Origin of the sequence: Salinimicrobium flavum (assembly GCF_042684505.1) — a bacterium.
Taxonomy (GTDB): domain Bacteria; phylum Bacteroidota; class Bacteroidia; order Flavobacteriales; family Flavobacteriaceae; genus Salinimicrobium; species Salinimicrobium flavum.
The window spans coordinates 52,527-72,016 of the sequence record NZ_JBHULT010000013.1; the positions used below are offsets into that span (position 1 = coordinate 52,527).

At 43.4% G+C, this 19,490-nt stretch carries 22 protein-coding genes; 6 read left to right on the forward strand and 16 right to left on the reverse strand.

Annotated features, from left to right (window positions below; all coding sequences use genetic code 11):
* The 9 genes from ACFSTG_RS14815 to ACFSTG_RS14855 all read right to left on the reverse strand — a co-directional run bounded on the left by ACFSTG_RS14815 (position 1) and on the right by ACFSTG_RS14855 (position 8,117).
* The gene (locus ACFSTG_RS14815; protein WP_380754966.1) at positions 1-558 is read right to left on the reverse strand and encodes a YeeE/YedE family protein; all 558 of its coding nucleotides are present in this window, start codon (positions 556-558) and stop codon (positions 1-3) included.
* Between the two features lie 76 nt (positions 559-634).
* Complete coding sequence (locus ACFSTG_RS14820; protein WP_380754969.1) at positions 635-1,534, reverse strand: NAD(P)-dependent oxidoreductase; 900 nt, start codon at positions 1,532-1,534, stop codon at positions 635-637.
* Positions 1,535-1,700: 166 nt separating this feature from the next.
* A complete protein-coding gene (locus ACFSTG_RS14825; protein WP_380754972.1) occupies positions 1,701-3,242 on the reverse strand; it encodes an acyl-CoA carboxylase subunit beta in 1,542 nt (513 codons plus the stop codon).
* A gap of 25 nt (positions 3,243-3,267) precedes the next feature.
* On the reverse strand, positions 3,268-4,710 hold the full coding sequence (accC, locus tag ACFSTG_RS14830) for an acetyl-CoA carboxylase biotin carboxylase subunit (RefSeq protein WP_380754975.1): 1,443 nt from the start codon (positions 4,708-4,710) through the stop codon (positions 3,268-3,270).
* Between the two features lie 56 nt (positions 4,711-4,766).
* Positions 4,767-5,252, reverse strand: a complete 486-nt coding sequence (locus ACFSTG_RS14835) for an acetyl-CoA carboxylase biotin carboxyl carrier protein subunit (RefSeq protein WP_380754978.1) — start codon at positions 5,250-5,252, stop codon at positions 4,767-4,769.
* A gap of 126 nt (positions 5,253-5,378) precedes the next feature.
* On the reverse strand, positions 5,379-5,741 hold the full coding sequence (locus tag ACFSTG_RS14840) for a DUF3703 domain-containing protein (protein ID WP_380754981.1): 363 nt from the start codon (positions 5,739-5,741) through the stop codon (positions 5,379-5,381).
* Between the two features lie 19 nt (positions 5,742-5,760).
* Positions 5,761-7,098 carry an MBL fold metallo-hydrolase gene (locus ACFSTG_RS14845; RefSeq protein ID WP_380754984.1) on the reverse strand — a complete coding sequence of 446 codons (1,338 nt, stop codon included), beginning with the start codon at positions 7,096-7,098 and terminating at the stop codon, positions 5,761-5,763.
* Between the two features lie 213 nt (positions 7,099-7,311).
* Positions 7,312-7,800: a DUF2231 domain-containing protein gene (locus ACFSTG_RS14850; protein ID WP_380754987.1), complete on the reverse strand. Its 489-nt coding sequence runs from the start codon at positions 7,798-7,800 to the stop codon at positions 7,312-7,314.
* A gap of 2 nt (positions 7,801-7,802) precedes the next feature.
* Positions 7,803-8,117 (reverse strand): hypothetical protein, encoded by a 315-nt coding sequence (locus tag ACFSTG_RS14855; RefSeq protein ID WP_380754990.1) that lies wholly within the window; start codon positions 8,115-8,117, stop codon positions 7,803-7,805.
* Between the two features lie 205 nt (positions 8,118-8,322).
* On the opposite strand from ACFSTG_RS14855, the gene ACFSTG_RS14860 reads away from it, so the two are divergent.
* From ACFSTG_RS14860 to ACFSTG_RS14880, 5 genes are all read left to right on the forward strand, one after another.
* Positions 8,323-8,673, forward strand: coding sequence for a hypothetical protein (locus ACFSTG_RS14860; RefSeq protein WP_380754993.1), 351 nt, complete (start codon positions 8,323-8,325; stop codon positions 8,671-8,673).
* A 116-nt stretch (positions 8,674-8,789) separates the two neighbouring features.
* Positions 8,790-9,197 carry a DoxX family protein gene (locus ACFSTG_RS14865; protein WP_380754996.1) on the forward strand — a complete coding sequence of 136 codons (408 nt, stop codon included), beginning with the start codon at positions 8,790-8,792 and terminating at the stop codon, positions 9,195-9,197.
* Complete coding sequence (locus ACFSTG_RS14870; protein WP_380754999.1) at positions 9,194-9,649, forward strand: sulfur reduction protein DsrE; 456 nt, start codon at positions 9,194-9,196, stop codon at positions 9,647-9,649. Before ACFSTG_RS14865 ends, ACFSTG_RS14870 begins: the two co-directional genes overlap by 4 nt.
* 26 nt (positions 9,650-9,675) lie before the next feature.
* Positions 9,676-10,269, forward strand: coding sequence for a TlpA family protein disulfide reductase (locus ACFSTG_RS14875; RefSeq protein WP_380755002.1), 594 nt, complete (start codon positions 9,676-9,678; stop codon positions 10,267-10,269).
* Between the two features lie 71 nt (positions 10,270-10,340).
* Entirely contained in the window at positions 10,341-12,416 is a 2,076-nt protein-coding gene (locus ACFSTG_RS14880) for a protein-disulfide reductase DsbD family protein (RefSeq protein ID WP_380755005.1), read from the forward strand.
* 71 nt (positions 12,417-12,487) lie between these two features.
* On the opposite strand, the gene ACFSTG_RS14885 is transcribed toward ACFSTG_RS14880, so the two are convergent.
* From ACFSTG_RS14885 to ACFSTG_RS14910, 6 genes are all read right to left on the reverse strand, one after another.
* Positions 12,488-13,105: a class I SAM-dependent methyltransferase gene (locus ACFSTG_RS14885; RefSeq protein WP_380755008.1), complete on the reverse strand. Its 618-nt coding sequence runs from the start codon at positions 13,103-13,105 to the stop codon at positions 12,488-12,490.
* Between the two features lie 42 nt (positions 13,106-13,147).
* Entirely contained in the window at positions 13,148-13,768 is a 621-nt protein-coding gene (locus ACFSTG_RS14890; protein WP_380755011.1) for a class I SAM-dependent methyltransferase, read from the reverse strand.
* A gap of 11 nt (positions 13,769-13,779) precedes the next feature.
* Complete coding sequence (locus tag ACFSTG_RS14895; protein WP_380755014.1) at positions 13,780-14,811, reverse strand: MBL fold metallo-hydrolase; 1,032 nt, start codon at positions 14,809-14,811, stop codon at positions 13,780-13,782.
* A 3-nt stretch (positions 14,812-14,814) separates the two neighbouring features.
* Positions 14,815-15,279, reverse strand: a complete 465-nt coding sequence (locus ACFSTG_RS14900) for a methyltransferase family protein (RefSeq protein ID WP_380755017.1) — start codon at positions 15,277-15,279, stop codon at positions 14,815-14,817.
* 12 nt (positions 15,280-15,291) lie between these two features.
* On the reverse strand, positions 15,292-16,089 hold the full coding sequence (locus tag ACFSTG_RS14905; RefSeq protein ID WP_380755020.1) for a sulfite exporter TauE/SafE family protein: 798 nt from the start codon (positions 16,087-16,089) through the stop codon (positions 15,292-15,294).
* A 76-nt stretch (positions 16,090-16,165) separates the two neighbouring features.
* Positions 16,166-16,801 carry a Crp/Fnr family transcriptional regulator gene (locus ACFSTG_RS14910; RefSeq protein ID WP_380755023.1) on the reverse strand — a complete coding sequence of 212 codons (636 nt, stop codon included), beginning with the start codon at positions 16,799-16,801 and terminating at the stop codon, positions 16,166-16,168.
* 218 nt (positions 16,802-17,019) lie between these two features.
* Between ACFSTG_RS14910 and ACFSTG_RS14915 the strand changes: the two genes are divergently transcribed.
* Positions 17,020-17,574, forward strand: a complete 555-nt coding sequence (locus ACFSTG_RS14915) for a GNAT family N-acetyltransferase (RefSeq protein ID WP_380755026.1) — start codon at positions 17,020-17,022, stop codon at positions 17,572-17,574.
* A gap of 55 nt (positions 17,575-17,629) precedes the next feature.
* Here ACFSTG_RS14915 and ACFSTG_RS14920 read toward each other — a convergent pair whose 3' ends face one another.
* Positions 17,630-19,426 (reverse strand): hypothetical protein, encoded by a 1,797-nt coding sequence (locus ACFSTG_RS14920; protein WP_380755029.1) that lies wholly within the window; start codon positions 19,424-19,426, stop codon positions 17,630-17,632.
* Positions 19,427-19,490 lie beyond the last annotated feature (64 nt).

Below are 19,490 nucleotides of genomic sequence, written 5' to 3' on the forward strand. Positions count from 1 at the left end.
TTAAAAAATTAGGGGAAATAACAGATGGACCATTAAGAGGCCCCCAATAAAGAATCCTGTAACTGCTACAAGGGAAGGTAGTTGTAAATTACTCAGTCCGGAAATGGCATGGCCCGAGGTACAACCTGCAGCATACCTTGCTCCAAAACCTATAAGGAGTCCGCCTATCAGCAAGATGGAAATAGCAAAAGGGTCTGTAAGAGCTTCATTCCCGTAAAGGCGGTCGGGCAAATATGCTTCCCCGGCACTTGAAAATCCAAGTTCGTTAAGGTTTTCTATAGTTTCAGGGTTTATGTTGACTGAAGTATCATGAGACAAAACATGAGCCCCCGCAAAACCTCCTATTGCAGCGCCAATGATCACTATAAGATTCCAACGGTTGGCTTTCCAGTCAAACCTGAAATAATCCGATTGCCTGCCCGCTCCGCACATGGCGCACATGGTCTCCAGGTTGGAGGACATCCCGAATTTCTTCCCCATCAGGATGAGCAGGAACATGACAATTGCAATTAATGGCCCTGAAATATACCATGGCCAGGGATCAAAAATAGATTCCATTTCTTAGGTTTTGTAAAAATAAAAATCTGCATCCTTTTTTAGAAGAGCAGATATTCGATTGGCAAATTACGTGCCTTTATTGATCTAAATAATTTCTTAGATTTTTAATCACTTTTTCAGATAGCCTTTTTTCAGTTTCAGAAGACCAGCCTGCACTTTTATCCGAAATAAACACATTGAAAAATTTTTCAACTTCCACAGAGAGTTGTTTTTTACCATCGGCGTCAAAAATGGCGAAATTCCCCGGTTCTTTGATCCAGTCTTTAAAAGCAGCCTCTTTAAAGGGTAGCCCCAGAGAAGTATTAATAAGAATTTTTCCTTTTCCTAATTTTGAAAATTCGGGTTTGTCCAGCAGGACCGTATTTTTGGGGAGGTGAAAAGAAATGATCTCTGTCTTTTCCAGCAGTTGGGGCAAAGGAAGGTATTTTACTCCTTTTTTCTCCCACTCCTCTTTTCGGGTACGGCTAAAGTAGTAGAGATCTGGCCCAAAAGGAAGCAGGCACTTAGCCAGTAGTTTTCCGGTAGTACCTAATCCAACAATTCCAATCTTCCTGCCTGTGAGTTCTTCCGGCATTTCCCGCCATTGATGTTTTCCCAATCCGTGAAGCAACCTGATAACTTCAGAAATTATAAATTCAGCTACTCCGGGATCTCCGTAGTCCTTTATCCCGGTCACTTTTATACCCTTTCCGCGGGCGTAATTTACAGCTACATTAGCCGAAGAATCGTCATACAGGCTGCATGCCATTCCTATGTATTTCAACCCGGGACACTGTGAAATAATATTTTCGTCAAGCCTGGTGTGCCAGGAAACTAATACGGCATCGGCACCTTCGATCCTTTTAAGGATCTCTTCTTCAGAATCAGGATAATCATCGTAAACTTCAATCTTTTGTTCACTTAATTGCTGAAGTCCCTCCAGTGCCCGGTCCTGGAGCTTGGTATGGTCAACAGAAACTATCTTTTTGAACTTCATTATTAGACGTTAGTTTTCAGATCTGAGATGTTAGGCAGTAATGAGGTGTGAGATTTACTGTTTATGGCATGATGTCCGGTTTTCCCTTACTTATGATTTTTAAGATGCTGAAAGACCAGTTTTTGTCCATATAAACCTGTAAACCGTGAACATTAATCCTTATACCTTAAAGAGGGATATTTCCGTGCTTGCGATCAATACGTAGCACCTCTTTATTCTCGAGCATACTAAAGGCCTTAAGCAACTTTCTTCTCGTTTCCCGCGGCATGATCACCTCATCAATAAATCCTCGTTGAGCTGCTTTGAATGGATTGGCGAATTTTTCGGCATATTCGGCTTCTTTTTCAGAAAGTTTCAATTCGGGGTTCTCTGCTTTCTGGATCTCTTTCCTGAAGATGATCTCGCTGGCACCTTTAGCCCCCATCACAGCAATTTCAGCAGTTGGCCAGGCGAAGTTAAGATCGGCGCCAATATGTTTGGAATTCATCACGTCATAGGCGCCTCCATAAGCCTTTCTTGTGATCACGGTTACCCGGGGCACAGTGGCTTCACTTAAGGCATAAAGCAATTTTGCTCCATGTAAAATGATCCCGTTCCACTCCTGGTCTGTTCCCGGGAGGAACCCCGGAACATCTACCAGCACCAGCAACGGAATATTAAAACAATCGCAGAACCTCGTAAAACGGGCTGCTTTTTTGGAGGAATCAACATCCAGCACTCCGGCAAGGCTCATAGGCTGGTTAGCCACGATACCAATACTTCGACCGCCCAGCCTCGCAAATCCTACGATAATATTACTGGCATAATCTTTATGGATCTCAAAAAAGGAATCCTCATCAATAATTCCCGTAATTACCTCATGCATATCATAAGGTTTGCTGGAACTATCGGGAACTATCCCTTCCAGTACGTCACGCATCTCGTCCCCCATCTCATAATCGAGCTTCCGGGCAGTTTCTTTATTATTCTGCGGGAGGTAACTCAACAGGGTCTTGATCTCTTCCAGGCAACTCAGGTCATTAGCAGCGGTAAGATGGGTCACACCCGATTTTGTGGAGTGTGTACTTGCGCCTCCCAGCTCTTCTGAGGTAACAGTTTCATTGGTCACCGTCTTCACCACATTGGGACCGGTAACGAACATATAACTGGTATCCTGTACCATGATCGTGAAATCTGTCATGGCAGGTGAATATACTGCTCCTCCCGCACAGGGCCCCATAATGGCCGATATCTGCGGAATGACACCGGAAGCCTGCACATTACGGTAAAAAATATCGGCATATCCTCCCAGCGATCTTACCCCTTCCTGGATGCGTGCTCCGCCAGAATCATTAAGACCAATGATAGGAGCCCCCACTTTCATGGCATGATCCATTACTTTGCAGATCTTTTCGGCATGGGTTTCAGATAAAGATCCTCCAAAAACGGTAAAATCCTGGGCAAAAACATAAACCAGCCTACCGTTCACGGTGCCATATCCGGTTACCACTCCGTCACCATAATACAGCTGATCTTCCATTCCGAAATCTGTGGTGCGGTGGGTGACCAGGATCCCGATCTCTTCAAAAGAGCCTTCATCCAGCAGGTAATTCACCCGCTCCCGTGCAGTAAGTTTCTTTTGTTCATGTTGCTTTGCAATCCTTTTTTCCCCACCCCCAACAAGGGCCTGAGATATCTTATCCTGTAATTTCCTGGTATTTTCGCTCATATTGAAAATTCTGTTGTAATCGAAATTAGTGATTTGGCAACCTCAACAGCTGCCGGTCTTCCAAATATTGTTTCAGGGCGATCAATGCTGCCAGTTCGGCTTCTTCCCTCTTTTGTTCCTGCAGCTTCTCTGCAGAATAATATTTTTTGACGAAATGGGTGTCAAAATTCCCACTTCGGAAGGCTTCATGTTCAAATACGAATTTCCCGAAGGGCAGAGTTGTTTTTACTCCTTTGACCACATAGCTATCTATGGCCGATATCATAAGCTGGATCGCCTCCTCACGGGTTTTGCCGTAAGTAATAAGCTTGGCCAGCATAGGATCGTAGTAGATAGGTACTTCCATGCCTTCCTCAAACCCGTCGTCCAGACGAATTCCTTTTCCCGAAGGTCCCCGATACTCCTCCAAAGTCCCCACACTTGGAATAAAATCCTCTTCAGGGTCTTCTGCGTATACACGGAGTTCCATGGCATGACCATTGATCGTAAGGCCCTCTTGAGTAAAATCCAATTCTTCCCCCCTTGCGACATTTATCTGCTGTTCTACCAGGTCTATGCCGGTAATGAATTCGGTTACCGGGTGTTCGACCTGTAAGCGGGTATTCATTTCAAGAAAGTAAAAATTCCTGTCCTCATCCAGCAGGAATTCTACGGTACCTGCACCCACATAATCACAAGCCCTTGCAACTTTTACGGCAGCCTCACCCATTTCCTTCCGTAAGGCATCATCCAGTATGGAGGATGGGGCTTCTTCAACTACTTTTTGATGCCGTCTTTGGATACTGCACTCCCTTTCGAACAGGTGAAGAATATTTCCATGGGTATCTGCCAGTACCTGTATCTCAATGTGCCGTGGGGAACCAATATATTTTTCAATAAAAACAGAGCCATCTCCAAAAGCAGATTCTGCTTCACTAATGGCACGCTTCATTTGATCTTCAAGGTCCTTCTCCTTTTCAACAATGCGCATTCCCTTACCCCCTCCACCGGCAGATGCCTTGATGAGGATAGGGAATCCTATCTCTTTTGCTATCTGTTTAGCTTTTTCGGGATCTGTTATGGCCTCATCAACTCCGGGAACCATAGGAATGTCGTAATCTTTTACTGCATCTTTAGCCGCAAGCTTGCTTCCCATGATCCTTATCGCCTTTGAACCCGGGCCTATCCATGTGATCCCGTTTTGTTCCACCTTTTCGGCAAAATCGGCATTTTCGCTTAAGAAGCCGTAACCGGGATGTATCCCGTCTACATTCAGCTCTTTGGCAACCAGGATGATCTTGTCACCTCTAAGATAGGATTGGTTTGAGGGTGGTTCTCCAATATGAACGGCCTCATCTGCAAATCTCACATGAGGAGAGTTCCTGTCGGCCGAAGAATAGACCGCTACAGTCTTTATTCCCATTTTACGGGCGGTTCTCATAACTCTCAAGGCTATCTCGCCCCTGTTGGCAACCAGTATTTTTTTCATTCTTTCTTTTCCTTTTTAAAACAGAAATTTGAGGTGGGTTTTAACTTTAGGATGGCTTATTCCATTTCGATCAACAGCTGGTCCTTATCTACCGTCTGCCCCCTGGTAACAGCGACAGATTTCACCACTCCGTCACGCGGAGCGGTTAGAGTGTTCTCCATTTTCATAGCCTCGAGAACCAGCAGATAGTCACCTTCTTTTACTTCTGCCCCCTCTTCCACTTGTACATCGAGAATTAGGCCGGGCATGGGCGCCTTGATATTATTCACTACCTGGGCAGAAGCAAGGGTTAGTCCCATATCTTCTATTAAAAGATCCAGATCATTGGATATCCTGATATCATAGGTGTTGGAATTGATCTTTATCTGGTAGTTCTTTTCTAAAAATTCTGAGCTTTGGAGGATTGCTTTAAAGGACCTGTTCTCCTTTAGAATATGAAATTCTGATCCTGATCTTTTTTGAATATCCAGAGAGGTTATCTCTTCTTCGGAAAACCGGAATTCAAATTCGTTGTTTACAACAACCTTAAAATGTTGATCCATATAATAAAGTTTTCTGCACTTTCCGTAAATATAAAAAATAATAATCCCTTTACATTAAGGTTATCCTAAAAGAAAAGAGGTTACACGAAAGACCGTGTAACCTCTTTTTAAAAAAATTTTGTTCTATTATTTACTGTTCAGGATATTCTGAATATCGGGAGGGACCGGCATTGGCCGCAGAGGAGGCACATTGGCTCCTCCGGTATTCCCTAATGGGATTTTTCCTACAAAAGATTTAACCCCTCCTACCAGCAGCCGTGGGATCTGCCCCAAAATCTCCTTGAGATCTTTAATGGCAAAACCAAACTTGAGCATGAGCCAGTGAGCATGGGAGTGTGTACCGGGATACGACTGACCTATCACATGGGCTCTTTCCAGGTGGTGCCAGGCATGAATGAAATCGCCATCTTTAAAAGCTTTCCTGTATAGCACCAGTTCTCTTAAGTAATAATACTTAAGCCGTTTTGGAATTTGGGTATTAAACTTCATCTCTCAATACTTTCGGATATTATGTAAATTTCTGAATATCTTCACTTAGATCGTACACCCTGGTATCCTTGAATTTGTTTTTCAGGATACTACTTCCGGCAGAAGACCGGTATCCACCTGCACAGTGCACGACAATGGGTTTTTCTGAAGGAACTTCCCAGGATTTTTCCCTTAACTCATTTAAGGGAATTGTTATGGCGTCTTCAAAGATCTTTCCTTCTGCAACCTCCGAGTCGTTTCGAATATCAACAATAGTGTATTTCTCAGGATGCTTTTTAAAATCCCTGAGGTCGAATTCATCAGATTTTTGGGAAACATTTTCCGAAAGGGTCACAATGCCTTTTAGTTGTTTTTCATAGCCAATTTTCGCAGTTCTTTCGAGGAGATCCCTTACGTTCCCTATACTCTGCACAACAAGGTAGAAAGGTTCTTCAGGTTTTAAGATCGCTCCAAGCCATGTTTCGTATTTGTCATCTTCATTACGGGCCATTATATTAATGCTATTGGGCAGGTGCCCCTCTTTATACCTGTCGCCATCCCTGGAATCAATTACAGTGACACCATTTTTCAAGCTTTCTACTGACAGGTGTAGCTTTACTGCTGCTTTCGTTTTCTGCACATTATCTGCTCCCGCTTTATTGACGTCAACATTGAAACCAAAATAATGTGGGATAAATGGCTGGTCCTTCAGGATGGTTTCCACGAACTTCTCCTCTGTCTGATCTTGGAAAGCCCAATTGAATTTACGCTCCTGTCCCAGGGTACTGGAGGAATCTGTACTCATATTTTTTCCGCAAAGAGAACCTGCACCATGAGCGGGATATACTATAGCATCATCTGGCAGCCCATTGAATTTGTGCTGCATGGTATGGTACATATCTTTAGCGAGTTCAACTCTTTTCGCTTTCATATTCCCTACTTTCTCCCTGAGATCAGGGCGACCAACGTCACCAATAAAGAGGGTGTCCCCTGTAAAAAGGGCGGTTTTAGACTTCGATTCTGCAACAATAGTGATACTATCTGGTGAATGCCCGGGAGTATTTAAGGCTCTGAAGGTCACTTCCCCCATTTCCACTTTGTCTCCCTCATCAAAGGACTTGTGTTCATAATCTGCCCCCAGCAGTTTGCTTACATAGATAGTAGCCCCGGTTTGGTCATGGATCTGGCAATGACCGCTCACAAAATCTGCATGGGGGTGTGTTTCAAACACTGCCACGATCTTCGCATGATGTTCTTCTGCATAACGATAGTACTGCAAAGGATTTCTACTTGGATCTATAAGGGCCATCTTTCCATCACTAATTACCGCATAGGAATAATGGGCAAGAGGGCTATCTTTAAATTGTTTGATTTTCATGATTTCAGTTTTTCTATTCTATTTTCTTCATTTTCATTCCCGCTAAAAGGCGGGAAAGATTCGCTTATATCCGTAATGAACTGGAATTCAATACATTCGGTTACGATTAAATTCAGGACAGCAAAAATACATTTTTAGCACTGTTAAAGCAGTAACAAGAGTTACATTGGCAAAATTTTAAGAAATATAGACAACAGACAAGTTATCAGAATTTCAATTGAATTCGGCACAATCAGCAGAGGGGGTATATACCCCTGCGGCCTGTTGATAGACCAGAGTGGCACCCAGGTGACCCACATACATGAGCAATCCGCTTCCGGCGGCAAGTATTAAGGTAACCGTGACCAGAAAGAACATATTTCTGAAAAGGGGAAATTTTATATAACGTAAAAGATCTATGGCAAGGCCTGCGCTGAAGACCCAGGCTGTATTCCAGGCCATGTTCTCATGTTCCTTGAGAACGGTAGGATCACATAGGGTTCGGGAAACGGCACCATCGGCAAGGTCACCGGTATAGATCGCTACCCAGACACCTAACACACCCAATCCCAATAATACCGTACCACCACGTTCCCATACCTCTCTCCTGTACCTAAGGGCTATGACCTTGAATAAAAAGGCCACCAGGAGTAAAGCTATGGGAAAATGAACGGACAGAGGGTGAAATACCTCTGTCCGCCAGAATTCCGGAGTCTGCTCCATTTTTATTCCAGAACTTTAATTGAAATTGGATCCAGTCTTTTTCCTTCCTTTCTTACCTCTACTTCAACCCGCATCCCTTCTTCTAATTCTGCAAACTCGATCTGGTTGCCATTTCTGGTAAGTTCGGTTTGATCTGTAAAATAAAGTTCAAGGGTTTGGTCGTCATTTGTCTCGACATAGATCTCAGTCTTGGAAGCCTCTACCTCCTTGATCGTACCTTGGTAGGTCCCCGATTCAACTACATCGGTTTTTTCTCCACAGGAAACGAACAGGAGAATAGTTGCAAAAAGAACAGTGGTGAAAACTTTAATTTTCATAATCTGGTTTTTTAGGTGGTTGTTTTAAAGTTACCTGCAGCCACAGGAACTTCTAATTTACCTAAAAAGCCATTCTTTCCCAAATCACCTCCTCTTTATTTTGTGTCTCCACAGAATTATGACATCCCTGATGATCGTTTATCTGAAAGTTTTGTAACAATTGTAACATTTCAATCCAATGAGGCATTATATATTTGCCTTCTTCATGGAATTAAAAAACTACATAGCGCTCATGTTTGTCATTCTTTTCGCAGGAAAAGTAGTGACTGTTGATGCCAGGATCTTTATGATCCTGATGGATTCTGTGGGAGTAAGCCTGGTCAACGACCGGTGTGAAAAACCACTTTTTTCAGATCAGTCAGATGCGACAGATATTGCCGAAGCGGTTATGATCCCCTCCCTTGAGATGGATTTTTTATGCCATACCCTATTTGATCTACGAATCATGGAGTGGCCTTCCGGTATTGCCTATATGAACTTCAGGCAATACACATACCAGGATCCGGGAATCATTTCCTCCCACCATGAAAAATTCTATCCCCCTCCCAAAGCCTAACCTGTTTCCCATTCTTTATAAATCCGGGTGAGACTGGCGCATTTTGCGCCAATAGTCCTGACTCATTCTTTTGAGTTCTTTCCCCCGGCAGGTTAACTTATTTATTATACATATTTATGAACACAAATCTTATTGTGAGTCGTCTCTCGGTACAGATCTTCCGGGTGATGCTCAGCGGGATCTTTCTGGTGGCAAGTTTCAGTCATTTGATCAACCTGGAAAAGACCCTTCAAAGAATTGAACAGGCAAAATTCAAGGGGATCGCCTATATGTTTGGCGAACCGCGCTTTATGGTGATAGCCTCGGGCATCGTCATGTTGATCGCCGGATTATCCCTCCTTGCTGGTTTTAAAACACGATGGTCTGCAGCGGTTTTAGTAGCCGTTATTGTACCTATCACCCTTACCATACAGGTAGGACAGATCACCACCCTGGGTCCCCTTTTCAAGAACATCGCGATCATTGGCGGACTCACATTTTTTATTATGAACGATTTCAACAATTCACAAAACAACATATCATGAAAAAGACACTTTTATTAAGTATCGCATTATTGCTAACAATCTTCAGTACAAATGCACAAACACATTCAGAAAAAGAACATTCAGAAAAAGAACATTCAGAAAAGGAACATTCAGAAAAAATCAATTACGTAGTGCTCACCAGGCAGGTGCCGCAGCTTAAACCCATATTATTAGCCGCCGAAGAACTGGCAAAACAGGACGGTAAGAATTTCGGGGATTTCCAGGTAGTGGTTTGCGGAAAAACCGTGCAGGAGCTCACTAATGAGGAAGCAATGAAAGTTTTCCTGGAACAGGCTGAAGAAGCAGGGGTGACCATTAACGCCTGTGGTTTCTCACTGAAGAAATTTGGTGTGGATAAAACCAAATTACACCCCAATATAAAGGTCGCAGATAACGGGATCCTTTACAATTTTGAGCTTCAGAAGAAAGGATACCTAAGCATTGAACTTTAATATCAATTGAGCAAAACCGAATCATCATGAATAAGAAACTTAAAAAGAATTTAATTGAATACGGAATAATAGGAGCAGTTTTTATAGGTCTCTTTGTTACAGGACTACACACAGAGGTGTTTGGTTTTCTGCAACGCGGTATACTTAAAACAGGCCTTATGAACCCTGATGTGGAAGAGAAAGCAGAGATCGCCGAAGCTAACATAAATCCCAATGCAGATTTTAACCTGCAGCTTATAAATTCTGAAGGAGAAAGAGTGAATATGGCAGATTTTCGTGGAAAAGTGATCTTTTTCAACGTTTGGGCTACCTGGTGTCCTCCCTGTGTGGCCGAAATGCCGGGGATCAATGAGCTCTATAAGGATGTAAAAGACCAGAACGTGGAATTTATCATGCTTTCTGTAGACCAGGATTTTGACAAAGCCATAGACTTTAACGAGAGAAAAGGATACGAGTTTGAGGTTTACAGAGCTGCCAGCCCTATGCCCCAGATGTATACTTCGAGAAGTATACCCACCACCTATGTGATAGACGCCAACGGAAAACTGGCTATGACCCACAGGGGAATGGGAGATTATGATACCAAAAAATTCAGGGACTTCCTTCAGAAACTACAGTAAAAATCATGAGGGCTGTCCCGGGAAGGATCCTTCCCGGGACAGCCTCATTTAACCAGATCAAACTACAAACTATGAAAAAAAGAAAGTATCTGATCCTGCTTATCTCCTTCTTTTCGATCCTTCCACTGTTCGCGCAGATTCAGGAATCCCCGGAATGGAAGGTGACTTCAGATAAAGAAGAGGTGCAGCCGGGAGAGGAGATCACCCTGACCTTTACGGCAGAAGTGCCCGTTGATTGGTACATGTATTCCAACGACTTTGACCCGGACCTGGGGCCTATGCTCACCGAGATCATCTTTGAAGAGAATGAGGGCTATGAACTCCTAGGTCACCCGCAACCTGTGAATCCAAAAAAGAAATATGATGAGGTTTGGGAAGGTGATATCACTTACTTTACCGGGGAAGCCACCTTCACCCAAAAAATAAAAGTAAACGATCCTTCTGAAGCCATTTCGGGAATTATCACCTATCAGATATGTACAGATGTTACGGGCCAGTGTATTCCTTATGAAAATGATTTTTCGGTATTTCCCAACGGAAAGAGCCAGGAAACAGCCATACCTTTAACATCCGGGGGAACCGGGAATTCTACTGAAGCCACGGGGCCGCAGGTAAAGGAACTGGAGCCGTTTCAAAACTCTTTTAAAGTGGAAGAAGAGGAAAAAGGCTGGGCAGGTTTGCTTACCTTCTTCCTGATCTCTTTTGGTGCAGGCCTTGCGGCACTGCTTACCCCCTGCGTGTTCCCAATGATCCCAATGACCGTTACCTACTTTACCAAAGCCAGTGGAACCCGGTCTAAGGCGATCATGCAGGCGGTGATCTACGGCCTTTCCATCATTGCGATCTATACCCTGGTAGGGACCATCTTTGCGCTGGTATTTGGAGCAGGCTTCGCGAATTTCCTTAGTACTCACTGGCTCCCTAACCTGCTGTTCTTCGCAGTATTTGTTTTGTTTGCATTATCCTTCTTTGGGTTGTTCGAGATAAGGCTACCCAACAAATTGGTAAATAACATTGATAATCAGGCCAACAAAGGAGGACTTGCCGGGATATTCTTTATGGCCTTTACTCTGGTATTGGTTGGTTTTAGCTGTACCGGTCCTATTGCAGGAACAATATTGCTTGAGGCAGCCAGCGGACAGGCGATAAAGCCTCTGGTAGGAATGCTGGGATTCTCAACGGCATTCGCAGTTCCGTTTACCCTGTTCGCTATCTTCCCGGGCTGGTTGAGCTCGTTGCCCAAAAGCGGCGGATGGCTGAACACCGTAAAGGTGGTCCTGGGATTCCTGGAACTGGCACTCGCATTAAAATTCCTTAGTATGGTAGACCAGGTCTATCACTGGAACATCCTCGACCGGGAAATCTATCTTGCCCTCTGGATCGTGATCTTTACATTGTTAGGGTTCTATTTATTAGGAAAGATCATTTTTCCGCATGAACAGAAGAAAGAGAACACTTCTGTCTGGAGATTATTGACCGCAACCCTGGTGTTTAGTTTTGTGGTATATCTTATCCCGGGACTATTTGGAGCACCGTTAAAAGCACTGGCAGGATACCTGCCCCCCATGAGCACGCATGACTTCAGACTTTTAGACAGTACAAATCCGGCTGAAGTAACCACACTCTCAGAAGGCTGTGAACAACCAAAATATAAAGACATGCTGGAACTCCCTCATGGTTTGAAAGGCTATTTTGATTATGACCAGGCCCTTGCCTGTGCAAGAAAGGAAAATAAGCCACTGTTCATAGACTTTACAGGGCACGGCTGCGTGAACTGTAGGGAGATGGAAGCAACCGTGTGGAGTGACCCTGAAGTGTTGAAAAGACTCAGGGAAGACTATATTGTCGTAGCTCTTTATGTAGACGAAAAAACCCAGTTACCAGAGAACGATTGGTACATATCTGTCTATGATAACAAGGTGAAAAAGACCATTGGAAAGCAGAATATGGATTTTATGATCCAGAAACTGAACGCTAATGCCCAGCCATACTACACTTTAGTAGGTGAAAATGAAGAACTTTTGGCCGCACCTCATGCCTATGACCTGGACGTAAAGAAATTTGTGGAGTTCCTTGATGAAGGAAAGAAACGTTTTGAAGAAAATTCAGGGATACAGGAAGGTACTGTCCTGGGAGACGTATTATAATTTAATTATTGGTTTGGTTAGTTGGAACCTGCAGTGCCTTTTGGCCCTGCAGGTTTTTTTGGCTGCGTTTCTTATCTTTTCTTTTTGGCTACAAACCTTATGACCGCTCCCAGCCCCTGATGGAATCTGCCTTCATTGAGGTCAACCTCAGCTTCATAAAGTTCCAGGAAATCAAAATCTTTTGAAAAATCCTTCTCAATCTCCTCTAAAGAGAAAAGAAGTGCCTCATCTTCTGGACCTCCCACATTAGGATTTTCCTTTTGATATGCTACATTCTTCTTACTGAAACCTTCGAAGAAGATCAGCCCATCCCTGCGAAGGTAAGAGGCAAGGAGGCGATGGTATTCAGAGCGAACATCTACCGGAAAATGAGCAAAAATAAGAGCTACCGCATCAAACTGCTCTTTTTCATACCCAAGTTGAGGTAGGTCTCCAACCTTGTATTCAATCTCCACATGATTTTTTTCGGCAAGCTTTTTTGCTTTTTTCTTACCTTCCTTACTAACATCAAAGGCATCTGCCTTCCAGTATTCTTTTGCGGCAAAAACTGCGTTTCTTCCTTCTCCTTCAGCTGCAAAAAGGATCTCCCCGGGATCGAATTGCATCAATCTTGATTTAAAATATTGATTTGGCTCTTCACCATAAACATACTCATCACTGCTGAAGCGATCGTCCCAAAATTCTTTCATAATATCATCATATCTTTAGCTCCAAAATGGGAGCGGTATTTTTTAATTTTCATCCCGTTTATAGCTACAGAAGGTAAAATTCTGTGTTCCCCCTGTTGGGGTAGTATGATCCACATTCTTACAGTTCATTGAAGTAAAGCCGTCTGAAAACAACTCCTGCATTTGTTTAATAGAATATTGTCTGATCTCGAGTCCGCTGCACTTCCCTGGTCCGTTTTCTGAAAAAGTGCCAAGAATAAGTCTTCCGCCGGGTTTGATGGCTTCTTTTACTGTTTTAAGGTAATTTCCCACTTGCTTATCTTCTGTAAGGAAATGAAAAGCAGCCCTGTCGTGCCACAGGTCATATTTTTTCTGCGGAGTAAATTCCGAAACATCTGCAGGGATCCAGGTGATCTCATCTGCTTTCTCCCCCAACCTCTCCTTTGCGCGTTCAAGGGCTTTTTCCGAAATATCCACCACGGTTATATTAGTGAAGCCTTTCCCTAATAAAAATTCGGCAAGAAAACTGTCTCCTCCCCCAATATCAATTATAGCCGAGTCCTTTTCCAGTTCACATTCATTGATGAACTCAAGGGAAGTTTCGGGCATTGGTTCATACCAACTAACCTCTGTAGCCTTCTTCTTCTCATAAACTTCGTTCCAATGTTTTTTCCTGTCCTCCATAATAGATCCTTTTAAAATTCCCACCAGGCTACCTGCTCATAATCCTTTTGCGGATAAAAAGGCTCCCCTATTTGCGGTATTAAATATTTCTGTTCCTGCTCATCTGCTGCTTTAACCAGTCTTTTCACCGGCTCATTCCATGGATGCATGGAAAGTACAAATTTACCCCAATGCACCGGAATCAGAACTTTTGTATCCAGATCTTTGGCTGCTTTAACAGTCTCCTCGGGAAACATATGTATCTGGGGCCAGTATTCATTATACTGCCCACATTCCAGAAAAGCAAAATCAAACGGGCCATACTTTCTTCCAATCTCCCTGAACCGCATATCATAACCCGAATCTGCCCCCACAAATACGCGCAGGTCATTTATATTTAGAACAAAGGAAGACCACAGGGTTTTGCCTCTATTAAAACCCCGGCCGGAAAAATGTCTGGCAGGCGTCGCGGTTATTTCAATCCCTTTATTGATCAAAGTACTTTGCCACCAGTCAAGTTCGGTAATTTTTTCTTTCGGTACCCCCCAGTATTCAAGATGAGCTCCCACCCCCAACGAAGTAATGATCCTTTGGGTCTTCGGAAGGAGTTTTACTATACTTGACCTGTCGAGATGATCATAATGATCATGGGTTATTAGCAGCAGGTCGAGGGCAGGAATATCTTCGGCGTTGTAAGAATCTGCACCATCAAAAGCCTTTCCGAAGAACCTGGAAGGAGAAGCATTCCCACTAAACACGGGATCTACCAGCATCGTGAAATTCCCTATCTTGATAAGATAAGAGGAATGCCCAAACCATACCACCACCGGCTCATGAAGGTGCAGGGCCTGGAGATCTGTCTCAATATGCGGTATTTCTGCGGAAGGCCTTACCTCAGCAGGCCTGTTGAGCATCTTGAAAAGGATCTTAAATATGGAAACATTATCTGGATTCACCGAAGTTGGCTCCACGTTGCGAAAGTGTCCTTCATGGTAATTAGGGGATTTTTGTATTTGTTTCAGGCGCTCCCCCGATGGATTCTTTCCTAACGATCTTCTGTCCATATTTTAGATTCTCCAGTTAAATTTAGGAAAAAATCTTCCGGTTTCCTTTTTATAAAACTCATACTCTGGATAGCTCTTTTGCAGTCGTTCTTCTTCATAACTGCTTTTAAAATAAAAGAGGACAAGCAAAAGAAGGCTTATTATTAATTTATATCCTGATCCCAGCCAAAAGGAAATTCCGAAAGCCATAAATAATATCCCGGAATAGATAGGATGTCTTGCAAAAGCAAATACCCCCGACGTGACCAGTTTTGCACCTCTTTTAGGGCTGGGAAAAGGAGAAAGGCTGGTATTAAGCTGTAAAAAAGCAACAAGGATCAGTAACAGTCCAAGCCCGGCAGCAAAAAGAGCGATCCAACCCAGGTTTTCGGGAAATATAAATTTCAGGGATTCCACCTCAAAGATCCAGGCAATGAAGACCAGGAACTGCAGCATCACATACATCTTGTCTTTAAAGGGAACCGCCATAGTAAGGGAATGTTAGAATAATTCTTTCCAGATTATATAGAGACCCATCAACAGTACGAACCAACCAAACCCTCTTTTAAGTTTCTTCCCGTTAATGAACCTGTTAAGATAGATACCTATAAAAATACCGATTATTGAGATGGCCGTAAAGAGAAGCAGGAATGGCCAGTCAATTTCCAGATTCTCGACATCTCCTATAAAACCTATAAGAGACTTAATGGCTATGATAAGCAGAGAGGTGGCTACCGCTTTTTTCATGGGAAGTTTGGCCAGCAGGACCAATGCTGGAATGATCAAAAATCCGCCGCCGGCACCCACGATGCCTGTAAGCACTCCCACTACCACCCCTTCAATAATGATAAGCGGATAGTTATATTTAACTTTCTCAGTACTTACCGGTTTTTCTTTTCGTTCCATGATCATGGAAACCGAGGCCAGAACCATAATGAAGGCGAAGAAAAGCATGATCCCAATGTTTTTGGTGATCTCGAACCCGCCAATATAGATAAGGTGTTCAGGAATCGCCGGGACGATATATTTACGGGTAATATATACTGCTATAAACGCCGGAATTGAAAAAACAATGGCCGTTCTATAGGCCACTCTTTTCTTCTGCATGTTCTTGACGGCTCCTACAAGCGAGGAGGCCCCCACAACAAAAAGGGAATAAGCCGTTGCAGTTACAGGATTTATTGCGAGAAGATAAACCAGGACAGGAACCGTGAGTATTGAACCGCCCCCACCAATAAGACCCAGTACGATCCCAATGATCAAAGCCCCGATATAACCCAGGAAGTCAAATAATTCCATAGTTTATAATTTGTAGCGTGCAAAAGTAGTTACACCTGCTAAGCTGCACAGTAACTTTTATTACAATGCAACCTGTTTACAATGCGATCACTTTTATATTGTTTCGTTGCAGCTCGATCTTACCATCAATTTCCAGTTTTTTCAAAAGCCTTGAGATCACCACCCGTGACGTGTGAAGATCATAGGCTATTTCCTGATGTGTAACCTGGATAAGGTCAGTTCGGTTGATCTTTGCTTTGTCCTGGAGGTAACGCATGAGGCGCTGGTCCATATTCAGAAAAGCAATGGTATCAATGGTATCAAGCATTTCAGAAAGCCGTGTATGGTAGCTTTCAAATACGAAATTTCTCCAGCTCTTGTACTTGGAGGTCCACTCCTCCATCTTTTCAATGGGGATCATGACGATTCGGGTGTCCTTTTCCGCCACCGCCCTGATCTCACTACGAGTCTGGCCGAGACAGCAGGAAAGGGTCATTGCGCAGGTATCACCGCGTTCAAGGAAATACAGTAAAAGTTCATCCCCATCCTTATCTTCCCGTAAGATCTTAATTGCCCCTTCAAGCAACAGCGGCATACTTTTAACATAATCCCCTATTTCAATGATCTTCTCACCGGCTTTTACTTCTTTCAGAGTGCCAAATTTGGCTATCTCCTCCATAAGCTCTTCTTCAAAAATGAAATGATAGGCTTCTTTTAATTCTTCTTCTAACATGCAAATGGTTTTACGCAAGTAAAAATAAGATTTATAATTTTAATTATTCCGTTCTGAATGATCAGTACTTTACTAAAGTATTTAGGATGGAAAGGAGATTTGACCGCACTTTAGTCCACCAAACAATAATAAAGAGAAATTCTTAAATTGAACACCTGATACCAGGGTCCTTCACACTCTGGCAGGGATTAAAAATCTCCTGAAGTAATTAATAGAAAATGAAAACGAAAAGATTTGAGTTAAATGAAATCCAAAGAAAAGACATCGTAAATATCCACAAAGGATTATCAGATCCCCGGGTAACCGCTTATTACGCCGTGCACTTTTCCACCCTTGAGGACACGCAGGAGCAAATGGACTGGTATGACGATCTCAAAAATAAAGGAACGGGTATCTGGTGGGGAATCTATCTGGCAGACAGTGGAGAGTTTTGTGGTGCCGGCGGATTCAACGGGCTGGACAGGGAGCATAAAAAAGCTGAAATTGGCCTCTGGTTGCTACCGGAGTTCTGGGGACAGGGTATTATGAAAGAAGTCATGCCCCGCCTCTTTCAGGAAGGATTTGAACAACTGGATTTAAACCGCATAGAAGGCTTTGTAGAGAGTGGAAATTCGAAATGTAAAAAAGGACTGGAAAAATTTCATTTTGAACACGAGGGTACCATGCGTCAATGTGAGTTCAAAAACGGAAAATTCATTGATGTTGATATATTTTCCATCCTGAAGTCTGATTATGAAGCCGCCCGGGAGAAGGTTCATGCAAATGAATTTTGAGCCAGGACCGCATTTTCAATAAGCAATCCCTCTCCCTAAGCAGAGGGATTGTTTTTTAAATTTTTTCCAGACGAAACTTCACATTCATGATTTCCTTTTCTGCCAGGACCAATCCGTCATTAAAAGCTTCTTTATTCCGTACGAGTTCCTTGTGAAGTAGTGCGCGGTAATGCTCCACTCCTTCCAGTAAATTCTCACAAAATCCTTTCCACCCTTTAATGTCACGAGGCCCGGGATTGAAGCAAGTCTTCACCTCTTCCTGAATATAGTCCACATATAATTGCAGCTCCTTAAGGAACATATGGGCCCTCGTTGGATCTTGCGGTAACGCATTCCTGTCATAAATATGGTCTGTCATTTCCTGCAGACTGGCGACCTTTGAGAAGTTCACAATGTTTGGTCCCGGGCAAATAGTTACGGCATCCAGCTTTTTCACGATGGGAACCTCATAATTGATCCCTGCGGAATTACTTAGGCCAATACAAAGGCATTCTTTGGCAAGAAGATCATCTACCTGTTGCTTATACTCGGCTTGAGGAAGATCTGCGGCTGCCAGCTGCTCCAGTTTCAGTTTCTGGTATTTCCTGGAAGCAGTACAAATTGGTTCTTTTGTAAACTCGGTATTGGAAACGAGGTACTTTTCTGTACATGGACTTCCCGGTTTACCTTTTTTGATCCTTTCCTGTCTCTCCCTGTCAGAACTGGTTCCTTTCAGGTAATTGAAACGTACCCCAAGTGGTGAGGCTTTGCTTAGCACCACATCTTCCTTTTTACTTTTGCTTAAAAGCTCCAGGGTTTTTTCGTCTACGGTGGTGGCTTCAGGACATAAGAGAAACGGGGTGCCCCATCCTGTTCCTGCAACTTTATAATGTTCCAGCAGTAATTTGTTTTCTTCAGCGGTTCCTATTCCTCCCTGCACGGTGATACGCACCGGGTGCGGTTTTTCAAATCCGGCTTCTCCCCTTGCCATGATGGCCGGGTTATAGAGACTGAAAAGATCAGCAGCCAGTTCTTCTTTTTTATCACGGAATTCCTCCAGGATGGGTCCCAGCAAAAGCCCTTGTGTAGCAAAAGCATGTCCGCCGCAATTGAGGCCAGATTCGATCCTGAATTCACTTACCCATATTCCTTTTTTAGCAAGATATTTCCCCTGGATCAGGGCAGAACGATAATCACTTACTTTGATCACGACCCGCTTTTTGAAAACTCCCCATTCCGTAGCATCAAATTCACGGAAATTCTCCAGGTAATTGAACAGCCTGGGGTTCATTCCGGCAGAAAAGATAACCGCTGAATTTTCCAGGTCACTTTCAGCATAAGCTTTTAAAGCCCCCAGCGCATCAGACCCATCGGGAATAAGTTCTCCCTGCTTGTCCTTATTGTTCTTATCTACCTTGGTCATGATATTGACCTCTATGGCACCCGGTTTTACGTGTTTCCGAAGGAATTGTTCCAGTTCTTCCCTGGCCTCCCCATGAGCCTGCAGGAATTGATGATATTTTCCCTTAAGACCGCTTTCCTCGGGGAGCATTTCAAAATACTTCACGATCTCAGACCCCTTATCAAAGGCAGAGTCTTTCAGGTGCTCGAGTTTGTTATGCACAATGCGGTTCACCAGGTTTAGATAATCTGTGATCCTGCGGGTGCGATAATTCTCTTCATGCTTCTCAATGGGGACATAGGTCTCATTGTTCTGCTGGTAATAATATTTCCGCATCATTTCCACCAGATTGTCCTCGATAATGGACAAGGCAGAGTTGATCCCATAGCAGGCCACCTTTACCGGACTATCAATGGTAAAAGCGATCCCCATGACGGGTATATGGAAATTATGTGGAGAAAATGTATTCATAATAAATTTGTTTTCAAGGCAAGCCTCAAAGATGAAGAACCTGTCAAGCCTGAAATATGATACA

What these genes read in the sequence shown, in the direction of transcription:
- ACFSTG_RS14815 (WP_380754966.1), bottom strand. Translation starts at nt 558, where the DNA reads ATGGAATCTATTTTTGATCCCTGGCCATGGTATATTTCAGGGCCATTA.
- ACFSTG_RS14820 (WP_380754969.1), bottom strand. Translation starts at nt 1,534, where the DNA reads ATGAAGTTCAAAAAGATAGTTTCTGTTGACCATACCAAGCTCCAGGAC.
- ACFSTG_RS14825 (WP_380754972.1), bottom strand. Translation starts at nt 3,242, where the DNA reads ATGAGCGAAAATACCAGGAAATTACAGGATAAGATATCTCAGGCCCTT.
- accC (WP_380754975.1), bottom strand. Translation starts at nt 4,710, where the DNA reads ATGAAAAAAATACTGGTTGCCAACAGGGGCGAGATAGCCTTGAGAGTT.
- ACFSTG_RS14835 (WP_380754978.1), bottom strand. Translation starts at nt 5,252, where the DNA reads ATGGATCAACATTTTAAGGTTGTTGTAAACAACGAATTTGAATTCCGG.
- ACFSTG_RS14840 (WP_380754981.1), bottom strand. Translation starts at nt 5,741, where the DNA reads ATGAAGTTTAATACCCAAATTCCAAAACGGCTTAAGTATTATTACTTA.
- ACFSTG_RS14845 (WP_380754984.1), bottom strand. Translation starts at nt 7,098, where the DNA reads ATGAAAATCAAACAATTTAAAGATAGCCCTCTTGCCCATTATTCCTAT.
- ACFSTG_RS14850 (WP_380754987.1), bottom strand. Translation starts at nt 7,800, where the DNA reads ATGGAGCAGACTCCGGAATTCTGGCGGACAGAGGTATTTCACCCTCTG.
- ACFSTG_RS14855 (WP_380754990.1), bottom strand. Translation starts at nt 8,117, where the DNA reads ATGAAAATTAAAGTTTTCACCACTGTTCTTTTTGCAACTATTCTCCTG.
- ACFSTG_RS14860 (WP_380754993.1), top strand. Translation starts at nt 8,323, where the DNA reads ATGGAATTAAAAAACTACATAGCGCTCATGTTTGTCATTCTTTTCGCA.
- ACFSTG_RS14865 (WP_380754996.1), top strand. Translation starts at nt 8,790, where the DNA reads ATGAACACAAATCTTATTGTGAGTCGTCTCTCGGTACAGATCTTCCGG.
- ACFSTG_RS14870 (WP_380754999.1), top strand. Translation starts at nt 9,194, where the DNA reads ATGAAAAAGACACTTTTATTAAGTATCGCATTATTGCTAACAATCTTC.
- ACFSTG_RS14875 (WP_380755002.1), top strand. Translation starts at nt 9,676, where the DNA reads ATGAATAAGAAACTTAAAAAGAATTTAATTGAATACGGAATAATAGGA.
- ACFSTG_RS14880 (WP_380755005.1), top strand. Translation starts at nt 10,341, where the DNA reads ATGAAAAAAAGAAAGTATCTGATCCTGCTTATCTCCTTCTTTTCGATC.
- ACFSTG_RS14885 (WP_380755008.1), bottom strand. Translation starts at nt 13,105, where the DNA reads ATGAAAGAATTTTGGGACGATCGCTTCAGCAGTGATGAGTATGTTTAT.
- ACFSTG_RS14890 (WP_380755011.1), bottom strand. Translation starts at nt 13,768, where the DNA reads ATGGAGGACAGGAAAAAACATTGGAACGAAGTTTATGAGAAGAAGAAG.
- ACFSTG_RS14895 (WP_380755014.1), bottom strand. Translation starts at nt 14,811, where the DNA reads ATGGACAGAAGATCGTTAGGAAAGAATCCATCGGGGGAGCGCCTGAAA.
- ACFSTG_RS14900 (WP_380755017.1), bottom strand. Translation starts at nt 15,279, where the DNA reads ATGGCGGTTCCCTTTAAAGACAAGATGTATGTGATGCTGCAGTTCCTG.
- ACFSTG_RS14905 (WP_380755020.1), bottom strand. Translation starts at nt 16,089, where the DNA reads ATGGAATTATTTGACTTCCTGGGTTATATCGGGGCTTTGATCATTGGG.
- ACFSTG_RS14910 (WP_380755023.1), bottom strand. Translation starts at nt 16,801, where the DNA reads ATGTTAGAAGAAGAATTAAAAGAAGCCTATCATTTCATTTTTGAAGAA.
- ACFSTG_RS14915 (WP_380755026.1), top strand. Translation starts at nt 17,020, where the DNA reads ATGAAAACGAAAAGATTTGAGTTAAATGAAATCCAAAGAAAAGACATC.
- ACFSTG_RS14920 (WP_380755029.1), bottom strand. Translation starts at nt 19,426, where the DNA reads ATGAATACATTTTCTCCACATAATTTCCATATACCCGTCATGGGGATC.